We start from the raw sequence: 14,777 nt of genomic DNA on the forward strand, positions 1-14,777 counted from the left end.
AGGGATTGTTTAAGAGAGGGGGATAAGAAATGGTTTTGTTTGGTTATCCACTTGAAACAATTTATTTATACGGATTTATTATTGCTACTATACTCACTGTGATTTATATCTTTTTTGGAGATATATTTGAATCCATATTTAGTTTTGGAGGCGGATCGGTATCCGTTGTTACTTTATTACTTAGTTTTTTCGCCATGTTATGTGGACTTAGTTATATAGGAGAATATTTATTTTCCTTTAATAGCATTCTTATTTTCGGGGCTGCATGTGCTATATCCTTTATTGGTGTATTCATAATGAAAATACTAATTTTAAAGCCGATTGCAGAAGCAGAACAAAATACTGTGCAACGTATGGATGAGTTCATAGGTTGCAAGGGGGAAGTCATTACAACAATTCCTACAGAAGGATTTGGAGAAGTACTAATCTCCTCTCAATTTGGAAGTAATGCAATTCCAGCTAAAACAATTGGGAAAAAAGATATTTCACAAGGAACTGAGGTTATTATTGAGGGAGTCCAAGATGGTGTTTTACTTGTACAAAACATCGCTTATTCTTTAAAAAAACCAAAATTATAAGGGGGAATTCACATGACGATTCCATTAATTATTGGTGGAGTGTTACTCGCAATTTTAATTTTACTCATTTTAGTATTTATTACGAAGTATCGAACAGTTGGACCAGATGAAGCGTTAATTGTTACAGGGAACTGGCTTGGTGGCGGAAAAAATGTAGTTACCACTGATGATGGAAAGAAGATTAAGATTATTCGCGGTGGCGGTACATTCGTAGTTCCAATTATGCAACGAGCAGAGCCTTTAAGCCTATTAAACTATAAGTTAGAAGTGGGTACACGTGATACGTATACGAAGCAAGGTGTTCCAGTTACAGTAAATGGTGTTTCTATTATTAAAGTAGGTTCTACGATTGAAGAAGTATCTACAGCAGCTGAGCAATATTTAGGAAAAGAAACAGAAGAGTTAAAAGTAGAAGCAAAAGAAGTTTTAGAAGGTCATTTACGTGCGATTTTATCTTCTATGACAGTAGAAGATGCGTATAGTAATAGAGAGCAATTTGCTCAAAAAGTACATGAAGTAGCTTCTACTGATTTAAAGAAAATGGGTCTTCGCATCGTTTCCTTTACAATTAAAGAAATTATGGATAAGAATGGTTACTTAGATGCACTTGGTCAGCCGCAAATTGCGACAGTGAAGCGTGATGCAACAATTGCGAATGCAGAGCGTGAAAAAGAAGCTCGTATTGAAAAAGCTCGTGCTGAGAAAGAAGCAAAAGAAGCTGAATATCAACGTGATGCTCAAATCGCTGAAGCTGAAAAACATAAAGAATTAAAAGTACAATCTTATAAGAGAGAGCAAGAACAAGCTCGAGCAGACGCGGATCTTTCTTACGAATTACAACAAGCGAAAGCACAACAAGGTGTTACAGAAGAGCAAATGCGCGTTAAAATCATTGAGCGTGAGAAACAAATTGAATTAGAAGAAAAAGAGATTGCGCGTCGTGAGAAGCAATATGATGCAGAAGTTAAGAAAAAAGCAGATGCAGATCGCTATGCTGTTGAGCAATCAGCGGAAGCAGAAAAAGTGAAACAAATTAAAAAGGCAGATGCGGATCAATATAAGATTGAAGCTGAAGCGAGAGCTCGTGCAGAAGAAGTACGTGTAGAAGGTTTAGCGAAGGCGGAAATTGAAAAAGCGCAAGGTCAAGCAAAAGCAGAAGTACAAAAAGCACAAGGTACAGCGGAAGCGGATGTTATTAGATTAAAAGGTTTAGCAGAGGCAGAAGCGAAACAAAAAATTGCAGAGGCATTCGAGTTATATGGCCAAGCGGCAATTATGGATATGGTTCTTAAAATGCTTCCAAGTTATGCGAAAGAAATTGCAAGCCCACTTAGCAATATTGATAAAATTACAGTTGTCGATACAGGTGGCGGTGGTAAAAATAGCGGCGCCGGAAAAGTTGCAGGTTATGCGACTGATTTAATGGCAACGATGCAAGAAACGTTAAAAGCATCTTCTGGCATTGATTTAAAAGAGTTATTAGAAGGATTTGCTGGAAAAGGAGCAGTACAGCAATTATCAAGCGATAAACCTGTTGTATCTGTAGTAGAAGATGAGAAAAAGGAAGTAGAAAAAGAGAAAGAATAGTAAGGCGGGAGAGACCTCTAGTAAGTACGATGCTAGAGGTTCTTCTGTGGATTATAATATTTCGAATAATATACATTTTTATATATTGTTTTAATTATTTAATTTATATAGAATAAAAAAGGTATGTATTAACTCTTTAATAGAAAAAGAGTTAATGCAATTAATCGTGTAATTTATATAAATAAATTAAATGTGAAATAATTACATTTAAAACGGTATGGAGGGGTAGGAATATGCTTCAAGGGAAATTAAGGGGAAGTAGTTTAAAAGCAAAGTTACTTGTATCATTTGTTATTGTTTTAATTTTTCCAAGTATTGTAATTGGTTGGACGTCTTATCAACAAGCGAAGACAAATTTTAACGAAACAATTTTACAATCAGCGGAAGATAACGTAAAGATTTTAAATAATGTTATTAACAAAGAGATAGACAGTAAAAAGGTAGACGCAGTATATTTTACAAAGTTATTTAATGGAGTAAGTTACGGAACTGATCAGCTCCAAAATGTGCAAAATAAATTAGAAGAATATAATAAATTACATCCAGAAATAGAAGCAGTTTATACGGGATCTAGTACGGGACAATTTATTCAATCACCGTCTATTCAAATGCCAGATGGGTATAATCCTACCGAAAGAGATTGGTATAAAGAAGCAGCGAAAAAAAGCGGAGAAGTGGTTATCACAGCCCCATATAAGTCAAGTACAACAGGGAATATTGTTATTACAATAGCAAAACAAAATGAGGATAAAAGTGGTGTTCTCGGTATTGATTTAATTATTAATGATATTGTAAATACTTCAAAAATGGTCAATATCGGCAAAAAAGGATATGTAGCAATCTTTGACCAATCTAAAAATGTAATAGCGCATCCGACGATGAAGCCAGGTGACAAGGTAGAAGAAAAAGTGGAGAAGGAATTGTATAAACAAGAAACAGGTGATTTTAAATTCAAACTTGATGGTGATGATCGCAATATTACCTTTATAACAAATAAGCAGACTGGATGGAAAATAGCAGGAATTATGCCTTCAAAAGAAATTATCGAAGCAGCTAACCCTATTTTCTATAAAACAATAACTGTTATTGGTATTTCATTAGTAATTGGTGGGATTTTAATTTACTTCATAATTGCTTCTATTATTAGTCCGTTAAAACAACTTGTTATATCATCGAAAAAGATTAGTGAAGGCGATTTAACAGAGTCAATTACAGTTCATTCTAAAGATGAAATTGGACAGCTAGGAGAAAGTTTTAACGAGATGGCTGCATCGTTACAAAGTGTCATTTCCAATATAAACACTTCAGCAAGTCATGTAGCGGCATCTTCAGAAGAATTAACAGCTAGTATGAAGCAGACAAGCGAAGCAACGGAACAAATTACACAGGCCATAGAGCAAGTATCAAGTGGTGCAGAAATACAAACGAAAGAAGTTGAAGAAGGAGCAACATTGTTAGAAGAAGTTACAGAAGGAATTCAGCGTGTTGCAGATAGTTCTTCATTAGTATCTACAGCCTCTATGTATACGAAGAAAAAAGCTGAAAATGGTGGGAAGTTAGTTGAACAAACTGTGAATCAAATGCAATTAATTCATGAGTCTGTTTCGCAGTCAGACAAAATCATTGGTTTGTTAGACGATAAGTCGAAACAAATTGGAGCAATCCTTGAAGTGATTCAACATATTGCTGAACAGACAAATTTATTAGCGTTAAATGCGGCAATTGAGGCTGCGAGAGCTGGAGAGCAAGGAAGAGGATTTGCAATTGTAGCAGATGAAGTGCGAAAGCTAGCAGAACAATCAGGACAGTCTTCTACGGAAATTGGGAAACTAGTGAAAGAGATTCAATTTGATATAAAAGAAACAGTAAGCTCTATGAATCAAGTTGGAGTAGAAGTACAATCAGGACTTGTAGTTGCAAATGAAACGAAGCAAAGCTTTGCCGAAATATTGAAGTCTACAAATGATACAGTTGTACAAATTGATAGCATGGTAGATGTAGCAAAACAAATGACGGTAGATGCAAAACAAGTAAGTGCATCTATTAATGAAATTGCAGCTACGATTGAAGAAAATGCAGCAAGTGTTCAAAATATTGCTGGTTCCTCTGAGGAACAATTAGCTTCAGTAGATGAAATAAATGCAGCAGCAGTTCATTTATCACAAATGGCAGAAGAATTACAAGAGATGATTGGTAAGTTTAAAGTGTAATAACAAATATTAAGAAACGAGGTAATAATTTTACTTCGTTTCTTTTTTTATGAAGAGAAAAAGAAAGAAATATAGAGTAACCGTGTTATGATTAAGTATAATTAAAGAGACTGTATATTCTTTAAATTCTATCTTTAATCATGTTAGGGGAATGGTTTTGAAATTTAAAAAATTAAAACTCCAACCGAGAATTACATTAACTATAAGTACACTTATTTTAGTTGTACTTATGCTAACGAGTTATTTATTTTATTACATATTATCTGAAACGGTAGAAGAGCAAATTGGGAAACGAGCTTTGCATGTTGCGAAAACAGTTGCTGCTATACCTGAAATAAAGGAAGCTTTTCAAAAAGAAAACCCAGCTTCTATCATTCAGCCGATTGCAGAAAGAATTCGAATGGATATAGAGGCTGACTTCATTGTAGTTGGAAATAAAGAGGGGATTCGATATGCACATCCTGAGCGAGATAAAATAGGAGAAGCGATGATTGGTGGAGATAACAAAGGTGTTTTATTAGAAGGAAAATCATATGTTTCGAAAGCAACTGGATCATTAGGCCCTTCATTACGTGGAAAAGTTCCAATCCGTAATCAGGAAAATGAAATCATTGGTGTGGTGTCTGTTGGATTTTCAATGGACGATATTCATGGAGCGGTAGAAGTGTATGGAAAGCGTGTATTTTGGATTACAATAATAGGGCTATTAATTGGAGTAATCGGCTCTATATATTTAGCGGCAAGTATAAAAAGAATGATGTTCGGTATGGAACCAGAAGAAATTTCCTCTTTATATGAAGAGCATAGTACAGTGATTCAATCTGTACGTGAAGGGATTATTGTAATCGATAAAAATGGCATGATTAGTTTAGTCAATCAAGCAGCTTATGATATTCTTTCGCTAGATAAACAACAAAATATTATTGGGGAATTTATTTTAAATGTAATTCCTAATTCAACGATACTAGATGTACTTCAAACTGGTGAAGAACAGTTTGATCGCCAATTAAATATAAAAGGACAGGCTGTTATTGCGAACCGTCTACCTATTAAAGTAAAGAATAAAGTAACTGGCGTTGTATCGAGCTTACGTTTGAAATCTGAAATGGATCAGTTAACAGCAGAATTATCTCAGACGAAGCAATATACAGAGGCATTACGAGCGCAAGCGCACGAATATAACAATTTATTGTATACGCTTTCAGGTCTTATTCAATTAGAATCATACGAAGATGCTTTAGAGCTTATTCATAAGGAAACAGCGGTATATCAAGATTTTGTTCAATTTATTATGAAGCGGATTCAAAATCCATGGCTAGGTGGAATTTTAATTGGATTTTATAATAGAGCACGAGAGTTGAAGATTGATTTTATGCTAGATAGAGAAAGTGGTTTAGAAAAATTAAGTCCACATATTGAGAGTAATTATGTCGTTTCTATTTTAGGAAATTTAATTACGAATGCATTTGAAGCAATTGAAAAAAATGAAGAGAATGATAAGACAGTAAGGATGTTTGTAACTGATATTGGAGAAGAAATAGTAATTGAAGTGGAAGATTCAGGGCAAGGGATTCATGATGAAATAATTACTAGCATATTCTATAAAGGCTTTTCGACGAAAGAAGGAGGAGAGCGAGGATATGGATTAGCAAAAGTGAAAGAGTTAGTAGAAGATTTAAATGGAAGTATTGCAATTGAAAAAGGGGATTTAGGTGGTGCGTTATTTATTATTGCACTACCGAAAGAGAGAGGCGAATAGTAATGGGTGAGGAGATTGAAGTATTAATTGTAGAAGATGATATTCGGATTGCTGACATTCATCGTCGTTTTACTGAAAAAATTGAGGGATTTAAAGTAATTGGAACGGCAACGACTGGAGAACAAGCGAAAGAATGGCTAGAGCTTGTGAAGCCACAGCTCGTGTTATTAGATGTGTACTTACCTGATATGCAAGGAACGGAACTTGTCACATATATTAGGCATCATTTGCACGATGCAGATATTATTATGATTACAGCGGCATCGGAAACAGATGTAGTGAGGCACGCCCTGCGGGGCGGAGTAACAGATTATATTGTAAAGCCACTAATGTTTGATCGATTTAAGGCGAGTTTGGAAAGTTATCAAAAAAAGATTGTGCAGCTGAAGAAAAATAATCAATTATCTACAGAACAAATAGAACATTTATGGTCTCAAAGAGGCGTAAAGGGAAATGAAATGGAATATGCCCCGAAAGGGATAGACCCCTTAACTTTAGCAAAAATAAAAAAACATATGTTAACAGTTAATGAAGAAGGGATTACAGCAGAGGTACTAAGTTCAATGGTAGGCGTAAGTCGATCAACTGCAAGGCGCTATTTAGAGTATTTAATATCTGGGAAGAAAGTCCACGCAGAGCTAATATATGGGAGTGTGGGGAGACCGGAGAGACGGTATTTTCTTGTTTCTTCATAATAAAAAACAGTAGAGGATTTATTTCTTCTACTGTTTTTTGCGTCTTATATTGGAATAATCCCAATTACAATGCCAGTAATCAACATCACCATTGTCGTTCCAACTGCCCACAATAAAGTAAAACGTTGATGTTCACCAAAATCAACTTTTGCCATCCCAACTAATAAATAAGTGGATGCAACAAGAGGACTTAATAAGTGAACGGGTTGCCCAAGTAAGGAAGCACGTCCCATTTCAGCTGCACTAATTCCGTAAGTAGCAGCAGCCTTAGTTAAAATAGGTAATACCCCAAAGTAAAATGCATCATTGGACATGAAAAATGTGAATGGCATACTAAGAAGAGCTGTAATAATTGGCAATTGTGGTCCAAGTGCATCTGGTATAAGAGTTACTACACTGTTAGCCATGGCATCTACCATTTTTGTTCCAGATAAAATACCAGTGAAAATACCGGCAGCAAATACGAGAGAAACAACTGCTAATACATTCCCTGCATGAGAAGCAATACGTTCTTTCTGTTGCTCTAAGTTTGGATAGTTAATCATAACAGCGATAGCAAAAGCGACTGTAAATAAAACAGGTAACGGCATAACTTCTAGTATGAGACAGACAAGTAATGTAGCGGTTAATAAAAAGTTAATCCATAGAAGTTTAGGACGTTTATGCACTGCGGCTTCGACAGTTGCAGCTTGCTCATCCATTGTTTGCATTTGTTTTAAATACTGTACATCCATAATTCCTAAACGTTTTCTTTCTTTTTTTCCAAGATAGTAAGCAACGAAAACAACCCAAATTGCACCAGCAATCATTCCTGGAATAAGAGGTGTAAATAATTCGGAAGCCTCAAGTCCAAGTGCGCTCATAACACGAGCTGTGGGTCCACCCCAAGGTGTAAGATTTGTTACCCCCGCCCCTAACATAACAACTCCAGCTAATATGAGGGGGTTCATTCCAAGGCGCTTATATAGTGGATACATTGCGGAAACTGTAATCATGTATGTTGTTGTACCGTCACCATCTAGAGAAACGATAATAGTCAATATAGCCGTTCCGATAACGATTTTTAAAGGATCTCCTTTTACAAATTTTAAAATCTTACTAATGACAGGATCGAATAAACCGCTATCAATCATAATCCCAAAATATAAAATAGCGAACATAAGCATAATACCAGTAGGTGCTAATTTTTGAATTCCCTCTAACATCATAGGCCCCATATTGGCATAGAATCCGCCAATTAATGCAAAAACACTCGGAATTAATATTAATGCTACTAGCGCTGACATACGTTTCGTCATAATTAAAAACATAAAGACAAATACCATCGCAAATCCAAGTAGTGCTACCATGTGATTTCCCCCTCAAAAGAATGATTGCGCTTTCAAAATAGAATAAAAATTCAGAAAAAGGTTTTTTATTTATAATAAAAGCATCTATTCAAATGGTAAATAATTTGAAAAATAACATCATTAGAAGCATAATTTTTATTTTGTTCATTTTGTTCACGGTAGTTAATTTGAATTTTTAAAAAGTAAGCTGCTCCTCGTAAGAATGGTAGAATAAGATGAAAATAGTGAAGTGTGAAATAGGGAGTAGATGTTATATGAAAACGAGAATTGAAGAGATTTATAGCTCTTATGAAGGAAAAGTAGAGGAGATTTTTATTAATGAATCTTCTTACGTATATGAATGGGAAAAATTATTGATGATTCGAAAAAATGACGGCGAGCTTAAAAAAATCGCAGTCGGGATTAGTGGAAATATAAGATTGGTAAATGTAGAAGTTGGACAGGAAATTAGTGCGGATACATTATTAGTTAAGTTAGAAGATGATTTATTAATTACAGGTTGTGAGTGATGAGAGATGTGTAGAAATAACTACACATCTTTTTTTGTTTCCTATATTACAAAAAGCACATTGTTTTTTCACAAATCTCACACAACCTTTTGGTATTCTTTTCGTGGAGTATACGGTTTCTAGGGAGGAATATTGATGAAAGTAAAATATGTCGTACTTGCTATATGTTTATGTTTCGTATTTACAGTAGTCGGGTGTGGGAAAAAGGAAACAGCAGCTGTTGCCATTGATGAGAAACATGATAAATGTGATATTTGCCAAATTGGGGTAACAGATAATCAATTTGCAACAGAAACTATTTTAGAAAATGGAAAAGCGTTAAAGTTTGATGATATCGGTTGTATGTATAAATGGATGGAGATCAACTCAGGTGAAAAGACGAAAGAGAAATTTGTTCGAGATTATGATTCGAAAGATTGGATTTCGTTAGAAGAGGCTACTTACGTATATGATAAAACAATAACGACACCGATGGCTTATAATGTCATTTCATTTAAAAATAAAAAAGATGCAGAGAGCTTTGTATCTAACTATAAGGGTAAAGTTCTTTCGTATAAAGAGCTAGCAGAGCATAAATGGGAAATGAATAAAGAGATGATAGGGAAACCGAAAGCAGGAAATCATGGTGGACATCATTAATAGAAAAAGACAACTATGTAGTTGTCTTTTTCTATTATTACTCAGGTGCAAATATAGAAAAGGTGTAAAATTTTTAGAAGAACGGTTACAATGGAATATAGTAACCTAAAGCAATCATTTATCCCGCATTAACGGGCAGTAAGATCCCCACCTCAAAATTTAGTGAAAGCAAAGAAGTTAGGTGGAGTCGGGCTGCCCGTAAAAGCCCGATTGGTGTGGGCTAATAATTAGTGGTGGATGAACAAAACCCCCACTAATTAAAGTTTCACTTTATGTACTTTTTAGAAATGTATACAAATGCGGTAAAAACGTGCTAAACTAATTGCTTCATAATGTTAATGATGGGGCCATCAGGCGTATCATTTCAATAGGTTGAGAAACATAGTATAAGCTTAAGATAATCCGATTAAAGAAGGAATCTAAAGGGCTTATGGATAAATGTACTCAAGAAGAGTTATTGTATGTGATGGAGGAATGGTTAAGAAAACATTATCTTTCATAGGAGCTGTAGTTGTGAGAAAACAAAAAATTTTATTATGTATTTTATTAGGACTTTTAATGACGGTAGTGGCTTGCGATAAGCAAGAAGAACCAGAATCGAAACCGGTTCATGTGAAAAATGAAAAGAAAAAAGAGAAGCATAAAGAACAGGAAGAAGCTAAAGAAGAGAAAAGTATAAATTTAATGGACAAACAGTTGTTACTTTCAGCTACCCTTGGAGACACAGAGACAGCTATGAAGTTGATTCAGGATGGAGCGAATATAAACGTAGAAGGTGACAACGGAGAAACGCCTGTCCTTGCAGCGACGTACCAAAATCATGTAGAGACAGTTAAAGCATTAATTGGTGCAGGTGCTAATATTGAAATTAAAGATGAGAAAAAAAGTAATCCACTTCTTTATGCAAGTAGAGAAGGATATACGGATATTGTAAAAGTATTAATTAATGCAGGAGTTAATACGAAAGAAACGACTAGGTCAGGTGGGACAGCACTTATTTCTGCATCTGAGCGTGGCCATGTAGAGGTTGTTAAAGAATTATTAGAGCATACAGATATTGATGTGAATTATAAAAATGAACGTGGTGGAACAGCGCTATTAGAAGCAATTGTATTAGGAAATGGTAGTGAAAACCATAAGAAAGTAATTCAATTGCTTATTGATCACGGTGCAGATGTAAATATGGCTAACAAGGAACATCTGACGCCACTGCAATACGCTGAAAAAAGAGGTTTTAAAGATATTGTAAATATGTTGAGGGTAGCTGGAGCGAATGAAGTAGCACAGCCACAACAGCCAGTAGAGTAAAAAACGAAAAATAATCCCATTTAGATAGACAGAATGAAGAAATCAGTTAGTATGATGGATTCAGTAATGTGTATTTGAATGGGATTTTTATTTTGAACATGAAAAATAGATTATGAATGGATGGTAAATGGAGTAAATAAGGAGGCAACCTTATTTGGCAATTGTAAAAAATGAAAAGGTAGTTTCTGTTTGTTGCAGTGCCAGAAGTACGCCCGTAGCTGCTGAGGCAAGTGTGGAAACTTTAGCGGAGTTTCAAGGGAACGGATATGGTACTGATGGTGTTACAGCCTGGGCGATATCAATACAAGAAGAAAAAAGCATTCCACTTTATAGTACTTCTTGGAATAATTATGCTTCACAAGCCGTTGCGAGAAAACTAAAACTAATTAACTATGGAATGAATTTGCATATCACTTAAATTTTAAAGATAGTTGTTTGCCGTTGGGATTTATTTGTATATCTAGATTAATATTAAGAAAATATGGTGAATATTAACATTCGATTAACACCTAATTAACAATCTATCAAAACTGACTTAATAAATGCGTAATATAGTAAAGGTAACAAAATAAATAGGGTAGAGAACATTTGAGAACACCCACTTACATATAATGTGCCACTTTCTTAGGTGTGCTCTATTCCCTAGAGTTCAAATAAGGAGAAAGGCGTTCTATGTAAGTAGGTGTTTTTAGTTTGGATAAAAATAGAACAGTTAGGTGGAAAAAATGTTTAAAGAACCTTATATTGCGATGATAAAGGATTGGAAAGGATACAAAGCATACAAAAAATTGCCGAAAACAGTTTTTCTTATGACTGGTTCAATGCTGGAATTACCAGAGCGTGTATATGAATTGCAGAAACATGGACATGATGTATTTCTTCATTGTGATTTTATACAAGGCTTAAATACGAATACAGAGGAAGCGCTTTTGTATATTCAAGATGTTATCGGGGCACAAGGTATTATTTCAACAAAGGGTTCAACAATTCGAAATGCTAATAAAATTGGATTGAAAACAATTCAACGTATTTTTATTGTAGATACTTTATCTCTTACTAAATCAATTGAAAATTGTAAAACGACTAAACCAAATGCAGTAGAGATTATGCCGGGGATTATGCCTTCTATTATTAAACAGCTAGTAGAGGAAATAGAGTTTCCTATTATTGCAGGAGGGTTGATTCAAACGCGAGAAGATGCGGAAATTGCAATTCGTGCAGGAGCAAGTGCCATTTCAACAAGTCATTATGAAGTATGGATACAAGAAGAAAAAAGGAGTGCAACCTTGTGATTGAATTGAAAAATGTTTCAAAGGTATATAAAAATGCAGAAGAGACAGCGGTTAAAGGCGTATCGGTTCATATTAAGAAGGGTGAATTTTTTGTTTTAGTTGGACCTTCGGGATGCGGGAAAAGCACATTATTACGAATGATCGCTGGCTTAGAAGAGATTTCTTCAGGAGATTTAATTATTAATGAACGTGTTGCAAATGATCTAGAGCCGAAAGACCGTAATCTATCAATGGTATTTCAAAATTATGCATTATATCCACACTTATCTGTAGAAGAAAATATTTTATTTGGACTTAAGGTAAGAAAAGTACAAAAAGAAGAGCGACAAAAGCGATTAATGGAAGCTATTGAAATGGTAGGACTGAAAGAGTATGTGAAAATGAAACCAGGCCAATTATCAGGCGGACAAAGACAGCGTGTTGCACTTGCCAGGGCAATTGTGAGTCAAGCACCAATCTGTTTAATGGATGAACCACTTTCGAATTTGGATGCGAAATTACGTGCGCAAATGAGAATTGAAATTAGAGAAATTCAGCAGCGATTAGGAATTACGATGATTTACGTTACCCACGATCAAATAGAAGCGATGACTATGGGAGATCGTATCATGGTTTTAAATAAAGGAAGTATACAGCAAGTTGGAACACCACTTGACATATATAACGAACCTGCAAACGAATTTGTTGCAAGCTTTATAGGTTCTCCTTCTATGAATATAAATGATGGGGAAGTAAATAAAGAAAAAGGTGTATTACATATAGGGCAATTGCAAATTCCATTATCTATTAGACAGTTAAAGCAATTACCAGAAGGAACAATTCGCATAGGCATGCGCCCTGAGCATATTGCACTGTCTGAGGAGGGACAAGAAGTGACGTTGCAATCTGTAGAAGTATTAGGGAATGAATCTATATTGAACTTTGCGGTAAATGGAACAACTTGGAGTGCGAAAGTCATCGGACAGTTACTCTTGAACAAAGGTGACAAAGTAAAATTATTATTCTCGCAAGAAAAGTTATGCTTCTTTAATGAAAACACGAATGAACGCTTAAAAGTGGTAGCTGAAGAAGAGTTGAAAGTGGTGGCGAAATAATGATCGGAGTAAGTAAGTTACCAGTTCAAACAAAGGTGTCAAAAAAGAAAAAATTATGGGGGAGAACGAAAGATTTAAGAATAGGATTATTGTTTTTGGCGCCATCTATTTTGTTATTTTCGATTTTTTTGTTCTATCCATTGTTTAGGACGATTTACTATAGCTTTTATTTAACTGATATACATGGGGAAGCTAATCTTTTCGTTGGCTTAGAAAATTATCAATACTTATTCTCTGATCCAGCCTTTTACAAAAGTATAAAATCAACTTTATTATTTGTTTTATATACAGTGCCTACGAGTATTATATTTGCTTTGTTTCTTGCATTGATTGCAAATGGAAAAGTAAGAGGTATTGGGTTATTCCGAGTTCTGTTTTCTTCGACGATGGGAATATCAGTAGCCGCTAGTGCAGTGATTTGGCTATTTTTATTTCATCCAAGTGTAGGATTATTTAATAATATATTAGCCTCTATGAACCTTCCTGCAATCGCATGGTTAACGAGTCCGGACTGGGCACTATTCTCTGTATCAGTTACAACAGTTTGGGTGAATACAGGTTTTGCATTTTTAGTTATATTAGGTGGTTTACAAAATATCGATACGTCGTTATATGAGAGTGCATCTATAGATGGTGCTAGTTATTTATATAAACTTCGCCGTGTTACATTACCGATGCTATCACCAACTTTATTCTTTATTGTAACAGTAACATTAATTAGTGCGTTCCAAAGCTTTGGGCAAATTGATATTTTAACGCACGGTGGACCAAATGATGCAACGAATTTGATTGTGTACTCGATTTACAAAGAGGCGTTTGTGAATCATCAATTTGGAACAGCAAGTGCACAAGCAATGGTATTATTTGTTTTCATTTTCATTGCTACATTACTTCAATTTAAGTTTGCTGAGAGAAAGGTGCATTATAAATGATTGTTAAACAGTGGAAACAAAATTTCCTATTATACATGCTGCTCATTATTAGTGCAGTAATGGTATTTTTTCCTGTACTGTATGCATTTTTAATAAGCTTTATGACACCAGACGATATTCAAATGAGAAGGTTATTTCCGACTCAATTTACTTTTGATAATTTTATTAATATTTTTCAAAAGGTACCGCTTTTTACATACTTATATAACAGTTTAATTGTATCGACAGTCGTTATGATTGGACAACTTATCGTATCAAGTTTAGCAGCTTATGCTTTTGTTTTTCTTCAGTTTAAAGGGAGAAACTTAATTTTCTTCCTGTTTATTTCAACGATGCTGATTCCGTGGGAAGCAACGATGGTGCCTAACTTTTTAACGATTCAAAACTTTGGTTGGATCAATAGTTTCGCCGGGATGACAGTGCCGTTTTTTGCAACAGCTTTCGGTATTTTCTTGTTACGTCAACATTTTATGACACTTCCGAATGAACTGAAAGAAGCTGCGTTTATTGAAGGGATTGGAAATATAAGATTTTTATTCAGCGTTGTAATTCCGTATTGTAAAACGAGTTTTATTACGCTTGGAGTATATAGCTTTTTAACAACATGGAATATGTATTTATGGCCACTTTTAGTGACCACTGATGAAAAAGTAAGAACAGTGCAAATCGGTGTGAAGCAGCTTCAGTCTCAAGAAGTTGCAACTGATTGGGGAAGCGTAATGGCCGGTGTTACGGTTATCGTTATTCCAACATTGATTTTACTATTTTTAGGGCAAAAGCAATTACAACAAGGATTAACAAAAGGTGCAATTAAATAACTAAGAG

Annotated in this window: 13 protein-coding genes and 2 pseudogenes; 14 read left to right on the plus strand and 1 reads right to left on the minus strand. The window is 34.8% G+C overall.

Features of this window, described 5'->3' with window-relative positions; genetic code table 11:
• Nucleotides 1–29: 29 nt before the first annotated feature.
• From MKY21_RS02825 to MKY21_RS02845, 6 genes and pseudogenes are all read left to right on the plus strand, one after another.
• Nucleotides 30–578, plus strand: a complete 549-nt coding sequence (locus MKY21_RS02825) for an NfeD family protein (RefSeq protein ID WP_000242438.1) — start codon at nt 30–32, stop codon at nt 576–578.
• A gap of 12 nt (nt 579–590) precedes the next feature.
• Nucleotides 591–2,165 (plus strand): flotillin family protein, encoded by a 1,575-nt coding sequence (locus MKY21_RS02830; protein WP_000155006.1) that lies wholly within the window; start codon nt 591–593, stop codon nt 2,163–2,165.
• 233 nt (nt 2,166–2,398) lie between these two features.
• A pseudogene (locus MKY21_RS31110) lies at nt 2,399–3,433 on the plus strand (HAMP domain-containing protein); the annotation flags it as partial.
• Nucleotides 3,434–3,514: 81 nt separating this feature from the next.
• The gene (locus MKY21_RS31115) at nt 3,515–4,375 is read left to right on the plus strand and encodes a methyl-accepting chemotaxis protein (protein WP_372476520.1); all 861 of its coding nucleotides are present in this window, start codon (nt 3,515–3,517) and stop codon (nt 4,373–4,375) included.
• Nucleotides 4,376–4,526: 151 nt separating this feature from the next.
• Nucleotides 4,527–6,134, plus strand: a complete 1,608-nt coding sequence (locus MKY21_RS02840; RefSeq protein WP_341075379.1) for a sensor histidine kinase — start codon at nt 4,527–4,529, stop codon at nt 6,132–6,134.
• Nucleotides 6,135–6,136: 2 nt separating this feature from the next.
• Nucleotides 6,137–6,829 (plus strand): response regulator, encoded by a 693-nt coding sequence (locus tag MKY21_RS02845; protein WP_044797109.1) that lies wholly within the window; start codon nt 6,137–6,139, stop codon nt 6,827–6,829.
• A 44-nt stretch (nt 6,830–6,873) separates the two neighbouring features.
• Here MKY21_RS02845 and MKY21_RS02850 read toward each other — a convergent pair whose 3' ends face one another.
• Entirely contained in the window at nt 6,874–8,178 is a 1,305-nt protein-coding gene (locus MKY21_RS02850; RefSeq protein ID WP_044797110.1) for a CitMHS family transporter, read from the minus strand.
• A 254-nt stretch (nt 8,179–8,432) separates the two neighbouring features.
• On the opposite strand from MKY21_RS02850, the gene MKY21_RS02855 reads away from it, so the two are divergent.
• The 8 genes and pseudogenes from MKY21_RS02855 to MKY21_RS02890 all read left to right on the plus strand — a co-directional run bounded on the left by MKY21_RS02855 (nt 8,433) and on the right by MKY21_RS02890 (nt 14,770).
• On the plus strand, nt 8,433–8,687 hold the full coding sequence (locus MKY21_RS02855; RefSeq protein WP_000857376.1) for a hypothetical protein: 255 nt from the start codon (nt 8,433–8,435) through the stop codon (nt 8,685–8,687).
• A gap of 135 nt (nt 8,688–8,822) precedes the next feature.
• Nucleotides 8,823–9,326, plus strand: coding sequence for a nitrous oxide reductase accessory protein NosL (locus MKY21_RS02860; RefSeq protein WP_044797112.1), 504 nt, complete (start codon nt 8,823–8,825; stop codon nt 9,324–9,326).
• A 438-nt stretch (nt 9,327–9,764) separates the two neighbouring features.
• Complete coding sequence (locus MKY21_RS02865) at nt 9,765–10,634, plus strand: ankyrin repeat domain-containing protein (protein WP_341075385.1); 870 nt, start codon at nt 9,765–9,767, stop codon at nt 10,632–10,634.
• A gap of 142 nt (nt 10,635–10,776) precedes the next feature.
• Nucleotides 10,777–11,052: pseudogene (locus MKY21_RS02870) on the plus strand (GNAT family N-acetyltransferase); the annotation flags it as partial.
• Between the two features lie 307 nt (nt 11,053–11,359).
• Nucleotides 11,360–11,926, plus strand: coding sequence for a glycerol-3-phosphate responsive antiterminator (locus MKY21_RS02875; RefSeq protein WP_000472003.1), 567 nt, complete (start codon nt 11,360–11,362; stop codon nt 11,924–11,926).
• The gene (locus MKY21_RS02880; protein WP_000571387.1) at nt 11,923–13,020 is read left to right on the plus strand and encodes an ABC transporter ATP-binding protein; all 1,098 of its coding nucleotides are present in this window, start codon (nt 11,923–11,925) and stop codon (nt 13,018–13,020) included. Before MKY21_RS02875 ends, MKY21_RS02880 begins: the two co-directional genes overlap by 4 nt.
• Nucleotides 13,020–13,952, plus strand: a complete 933-nt coding sequence (locus tag MKY21_RS02885; RefSeq protein ID WP_000580652.1) for a carbohydrate ABC transporter permease — start codon at nt 13,020–13,022, stop codon at nt 13,950–13,952. The genes MKY21_RS02880 and MKY21_RS02885 overlap by 1 nt, the downstream gene beginning before the upstream one ends.
• Nucleotides 13,949–14,770, plus strand: coding sequence for a carbohydrate ABC transporter permease (locus MKY21_RS02890; RefSeq protein WP_000635946.1), 822 nt, complete (start codon nt 13,949–13,951; stop codon nt 14,768–14,770). Before MKY21_RS02885 ends, MKY21_RS02890 begins: the two co-directional genes overlap by 4 nt.
• Nucleotides 14,771–14,777: the final 7 nt, after the last annotated feature.

It is taken from the genome of Bacillus sp. FSL R9-9497 (assembly GCF_038005805.1).
In the GTDB taxonomy this organism is placed as follows: Bacteria; Bacillota; Bacilli; order Bacillales; family Bacillaceae_G; genus Bacillus_A; species Bacillus_A cereus.

Excerpts from the sequence above, each read along its gene's own strand:
- MKY21_RS02825 (WP_000242438.1), top strand. The coding sequence starts at position 30 with ATGGTTTTGTTTGGTTATCCACTTGAAACAATTTATTTATACGGATTT.
- MKY21_RS02830 (WP_000155006.1), top strand. The coding sequence starts at position 591 with ATGACGATTCCATTAATTATTGGTGGAGTGTTACTCGCAATTTTAATT.
- MKY21_RS31115 (WP_372476520.1), top strand. The coding sequence starts at position 3,515 with ATGAAGCAGACAAGCGAAGCAACGGAACAAATTACACAGGCCATAGAG.
- MKY21_RS02840 (WP_341075379.1), top strand. The coding sequence starts at position 4,527 with ATGGTTTTGAAATTTAAAAAATTAAAACTCCAACCGAGAATTACATTA.
- MKY21_RS02845 (WP_044797109.1), top strand. The coding sequence starts at position 6,137 with ATGGGTGAGGAGATTGAAGTATTAATTGTAGAAGATGATATTCGGATT.
- MKY21_RS02850 (WP_044797110.1), bottom strand. The coding sequence starts at position 8,178 with ATGGTAGCACTACTTGGATTTGCGATGGTATTTGTCTTTATGTTTTTA.
- MKY21_RS02855 (WP_000857376.1), top strand. The coding sequence starts at position 8,433 with ATGAAAACGAGAATTGAAGAGATTTATAGCTCTTATGAAGGAAAAGTA.
- MKY21_RS02860 (WP_044797112.1), top strand. The coding sequence starts at position 8,823 with ATGAAAGTAAAATATGTCGTACTTGCTATATGTTTATGTTTCGTATTT.
- MKY21_RS02865 (WP_341075385.1), top strand. The coding sequence starts at position 9,765 with ATGTACTCAAGAAGAGTTATTGTATGTGATGGAGGAATGGTTAAGAAA.
- MKY21_RS02875 (WP_000472003.1), top strand. The coding sequence starts at position 11,360 with ATGTTTAAAGAACCTTATATTGCGATGATAAAGGATTGGAAAGGATAC.
- MKY21_RS02885 (WP_000580652.1), top strand. The coding sequence starts at position 13,020 with ATGATCGGAGTAAGTAAGTTACCAGTTCAAACAAAGGTGTCAAAAAAG.
- MKY21_RS02890 (WP_000635946.1), top strand. The coding sequence starts at position 13,949 with ATGATTGTTAAACAGTGGAAACAAAATTTCCTATTATACATGCTGCTC.